Source organism: Candidatus Woesearchaeota archaeon (genome assembly GCA_026394965.1).
GTDB lineage: Archaea > Nanobdellota > Nanobdellia > Woesearchaeales > 0-14-0-80-44-23 > JAPLZQ01.
Genome location: JAPLZQ010000013.1, coordinates 1 through 5,154, shown reverse-complemented (window position 1 = coordinate 5,154; position 5,154 = coordinate 1). Strand labels below are relative to the sequence as shown.

The following is a 5,154-nucleotide window of genomic DNA, read 5'->3' as shown; positions in this document are numbered from 1 at the left end:
GAGCTTAACTGCATAGACGCCCAGTCCAACAGGTATGAAGGAAAAAAGGAGATCAGGAAGTTTGGAGACAACAAGTTCAATGTGACTATAACTGCGCCGCATTACGAGAACCTTATCCCTGCAATAGGTTATGGAAGCTATAATCTAACGCTGAGATTCTCAGAAACTGTTTCTGTGAACAGCATAAAGTACGAGCTTTTGGACGGCACTTATCGCGGGACAATAACCGAAAAAAGCATAAGCGCAGATAAGAAAACCATGCGCTATCTTATTGTGGTTCCTGTAAGCGAAAATAATCTTAAGAACATTGAAGGTTTTATGAATGCCCAGCTGATGATTTCAGCATCTTCCCTTGAAACAAACGGGCTTACCTTCACTGAAAATGATGCGGACAACATTTGGTTCACAATAGACACAATGCCGCCAAGTGCAGAGATTAAGGTAAACTAGATAATAAAAAAAAAATAATATAAAAAAGTTGTGAAAGAAAATGAGAGAAAAGACACTGCCGTTTATAGCAACAATTTTTGGGATTTTCATATTGGTTTCAGCATTTGCGCTTGCCACACAGACAATAAACACAAAGCCTGAAATAAATGTGACTTTTGACGAGGAAGTTAATGTTGTCCTCGCAAATCTTACAAATATCCCGTATACGGCGCTCTATCCCTTGACTCTGGTAAGCTCAAAAGACAATGTTCAGTTCAATTATAAGCCGAATTCAGACTTGCCTATGGGAAATTATCTTTTCTCAATAGTGTATAAGGATCTTATAGGGAACAGCAACACAAGCTCAATTGAATTTACTGTTGTCAGGTGCCTTGACAATGACAATGATGAATACAACGGCTCGGGAGCCAATTGCGGCCCTGTTGACTGCGATGATTCAAATTTCAGGGTTTACCCTGGCGCAGTTGAAGTGTGCGGGAATAATATTGATGAGGACTGCAGCGGCTCTGACCTGAAATGCCCTGTAACCCTTTCCAAAATTGAGATTAGCCCAAAAAGTGCAGTTATAGTCAAGGGGCAGGAGTTTCAATTTGAAATAAATGCTGTTTACTCTGACGGAAAAAGAAAGCCCATTGAAAATCTTGCAACTCTGTCAAGCGACTCGCCTTCAGTATCAGTTGTTGCTTTAAACAAGATTAAGGGCGTTTCAGAGGGGATTGCAAAGGTTACTGCATCATATTCTGAGGGCTCAATAATAAAAACAGACGATGCAACAGTTAAAGTTAATGCGACAGAAGATTATTCATTCAGCTACCTGAAGATTATGCCAGTGCAGATAACAATAGAAGTGAATAAAAGCTACTGCAGTGTTTTTGATGTTTTCCTGTGCGATGCAACAAGGTGCGATTATTCATGGGATTATGAGCTTGTGTCAGACAAGCCGTCTGTTGTTAATATCACTGCACCATATGCCGGCTGGGCAAAAACGTGCATTGATGGAAAAAGCGCGGGCATTGCAAATGTTCGGGCAAAGAGCGGAACTCTTACATCTGATAATTCAGCATCTGTTGAGGTTGTTTCTAATGGAACAGTTTCAAAGTTCTTTGTGATTGAACCAAAAGAAAATGAAATTGAGGTTGGAGAAACTTTAGAATTTAATGGATATATCTGTTCTGCTCCTGAGTATTATTCCTGCAATATTACTGAATCAGCTGTTTTCTCATCAACAAATCCCTCTGTTGCAGCAAAAGTTTCTGGGGGCGAGTTCCTGGGAGTATCAGAAGGGCTTGCCACAATAACAGCAGAGTATAATGAAGAAGGGAATGCCTTCAGGGACAGCGCCCAGCTTAGAGTAATTCCACCCCCGTTCATAACTCTCATAAATCCTGCAACAATTCCCGGCAATAGATACACTGGCTATGCAAACTCAACAAAATTTGAGCTCATGATAGCAACATATTCTGAAGCAAATTGCATTTACAGCTTAACAAGAACAAATTATGGCACTCTGCTTAACAAGAAGCAGTTTGAGAGAAACGATGATGGAAAATTCCATACTGCCGCAGATTTCAATCTTACTTCTAATAAGAACGTATATGTGGTTTGCACAGACCTTTCTGGAAAAAATTACACTGAAACATTCACTCTTAATCTCCTTGTTAATCCGCCGAAGATAAATTCAGCTTATGCAACTTCTGTTTATGAAGCAGACAATTATGGCATGCTTAATACTTACATGTATGCATCAACTGATATTGAAGCGATTTGCAGGTATGATGATGTTGCAACAGAATATGATGATATGAGATACTCTTTTGATGGAGAAGATGAGATTAATTATTATTCTTTCAAGGAATATCACTCAATTTATCTTCAGAATCTTGAAGATGAGAATGATTATGGGTATTATGTGCGATGCAGAGGAAAGTCCGGGCTTTTGTCCGAGCTTGCAACAGTTAATTTCAGGGTTGATACAAGAGCTGCCCCTGATTTCAGGATAGACTCTCCAAAAGAGTGCATCCAGGGAAGCTTCAAATACAATATTGTTACAAACAAAAGGGCAAGAGAATGCTATGCAGGAAAAACTTCTGAAATAATCGACACTTACCTCAGTAAAAATACCAGTTATAATTTTATAAGCTATGGAAGCATCAGCAATTCAAACACCACAACATATTACATCGGCTGTATTTTTGAATATGAGCAGATGGCTGTTGATAAGCAGATAGAAGTTACAACAGATTTAATTAAGCCGAAGATGATTTATGTTGATGACAATTCAGGAATTCCAGGAAGGAATGAGGAATCGCCCTACCTGGACCAGCTCAGGGTTAAATTCAACGGAGAGGACAGCGGCTGCGGGCTTGATTACTTTGTTCTTCAGGTTTTTGACAGCAGCACAAAGAAGAATGTGTCAAGGGAATTAAACTATCCTGCTTCAGATGCTGCCCGGGCTTTGATGATGACGGGGCTTTCCCTTGCTGACAACAAAACTTATTTCATAAGGGCATATGCTGTTGACAAAGCAGGTTGGAAAAGCGTCAGCAATGACAGCAATGGCGTAAAAATAAACTCAACAATAAAGGTTGAGAACTGCTCAAACGGCATAATAGATGGCTTGGAGTCTGATGTTGACTGCGGAGGCGGAAAATGCAATGCGTGCTCCCTTAACAAGAGCTGCAACATCCATTACGACTGCATAAGCCTCTCATGCAACTCAACAACAAAGAGATGTATGAATGCAACATGCTTTGATGGCGCAAAGAACGGAAATGAGAGCGATATTGACTGCGGCGGGCTTTGCGACAAGAAGTGCGATATAGGAAAGAAATGCTCTGAAAATTCAGACTGCAGGTCAGGAAAATGCAGCTCAAGCACAGGAAAGTGCGAGGAAAAGGACAGTTGCAAGAACAAAATCCAGGACCTTACAGAAACAGACATTGACTGCGGAGGGGAATGCTCACCCTGCAAGGAAGGCAAGGCGTGCGAGGATATTAAAGACTGCGAAGAGGGATTGTCCTGCCTGGACAACACCTGTAGCATAGATGAGAAAGATTCTGACAATGACGGCGTGCCTGACACGATTGACAAGTGTAAGGATACAAAATCCGGAACCAAGGTGGACAGCACCGGCTGCCCTTATGATTCTGACAACGATGGAATGCCTGACAAGTGGGAGAAAGACAACGGGCTTGACCCTAATGACCCAACTGATGCAGAAAAGGACAATGACAATGACGGGCTTACCAACAGGGAAGAGTATGAAAACGGAACAGACCCAAACAATTCAGACACAGACGGGGATGGATACTCAGACAAATGGGAGATAGACAACGGATTTGACCCCCTTGACCCTGAAAGCCACCCAAAAAAGTCATCCTGGTGGCTCATACTCCTGCTGATACTCCTTATTCTTTTCGGGGGGATTGGGCTTTACCTTTATTACACTAAGAGCAACAAAAAGCCAAAGAAGAGCTCTTCAGACGCGCAGTTCCAGTTTGAGAACACTGGTATTGAAAATCCTCCTTTTGGGGGGATAAGCCAGGAAATGGAAGGCAAAGACAAGGAAATGCCAGGAGCAATGGAGGGAAGCAGCCTCACTCCTGACATGATAGCGAGAATAAAGTCTAAAGTGAGAGAGCAGGAAAGAAAGAAGCTCTTTGAAAATTTTGAGCAGAAAGAGGGCAATAAACCTTCTGAAGAAGAAAAGCCAATTGAAGAGATTGGGAAAAATCCCGAGGAATCTGATGAGGAAACAAAGCCTCTTAAGCCTGATAAAGTAACCTTTTTGGAAAAAGCGCCCAAAAATAGGGATGAACGGGATGTTTTCCTGGAGCTTGAAAAGCTTGCAGGCAAAGGCAAAAAGAATGATGTATTTGAGGATTTGAAGAAGATTGCAAAAGGCAAAAAGAACAAGAAGGAAAAATCCTCAGGGAAAAAATCAGGCAATAAAAAAAGGCGATGATTTTTTATTTAACCAGTTTCTTGTTTTTTTGGGATAAACAATGAGAAGAGCGCTTGGGAAAAAGGGAGTTGAAGTTCAATTCAACTGGATATTCATTCTTATAGTGGGCGGGCTTATAATTTTTCTTGTTACAAGGATGGTGTCATTCCAGAAGGAGTCGAGCGAATCCCTCACATCTTCTGCAGTGCGCTCAAGGGTGCAGTCAATACTTGCAAGTGCAATCTCAAACAGCGACCTTTCCTCAAAGGTTAATGTTCAGGCAAAGCAGATGGGTTATGACTGCTCAGGGCTTTACATAGGGGAATTGGGCACCTCAAGGAAATTAAGCCTTGGAACAGCATTTGCCCCTGAAGAAATAAGAAGCTCCAGCGGAAACATTGTCCTAAGAAGCCAGCCCTGGCTTATGCCTTTCTCAGCAGGAAATTTCCTTTACATTACAAGCCCTGAAGTGCAGTATGTTTTCCTGGAAGGCTCCGGATATAAGGAGATTGCTGATGAATTGTATTCTGTTCTTCCTGAAAACGCGAGCAAAATCCGGATTGAGCCTGGGGGGAGCCTTGCTGAAGTGCAGAAATCAGGGAGCTACAATCTGAGGATAGTGCTTTTCGGAAAGAATCCTCTTGACGCTGGCATCAATGCTATCCTGGATGACAAAAGGGTGTCAATCCTTTCTGTCTATCCCGCGGATAAAGCATCATTTGGGGGCTATGATTTTAATGCAGGAACAATTGAATTCTACT

The 5,154-nt window shown here is 41.8% G+C and carries 3 protein-coding genes; all 3 read left to right on the top strand.

Translation table 11 applies throughout. The features are described 5' to 3' along the window. A partial coding sequence (locus tag NTV63_00610; GenBank protein MCX6709444.1) for a hypothetical protein occupies positions 1–450 on the top strand: 450 nt, incomplete at its 5' end. A gap of 40 nt (positions 451–490) precedes the next feature. Beyond that, positions 491–4,414 carry a MopE-related protein gene (locus tag NTV63_00605; protein MCX6709443.1) on the top strand — a complete coding sequence of 1,308 codons (3,924 nt, stop codon included), beginning with the start codon at positions 491–493 and terminating at the stop codon, positions 4,412–4,414. 40 nt (positions 4,415–4,454) lie between these two features. Next, the coding region (locus tag NTV63_00600) for a hypothetical protein (GenBank protein MCX6709442.1) at positions 4,455–5,154 on the top strand (700 nt) is incomplete at its 3' end.

Coding starts and splice junctions, on each gene's coding strand:
- NTV63_00605 (MCX6709443.1), top strand. CDS start 491: ATGAGAGAAAAGACACTGCCGTTTATAGCAACAATTTTTGGGATTTTC.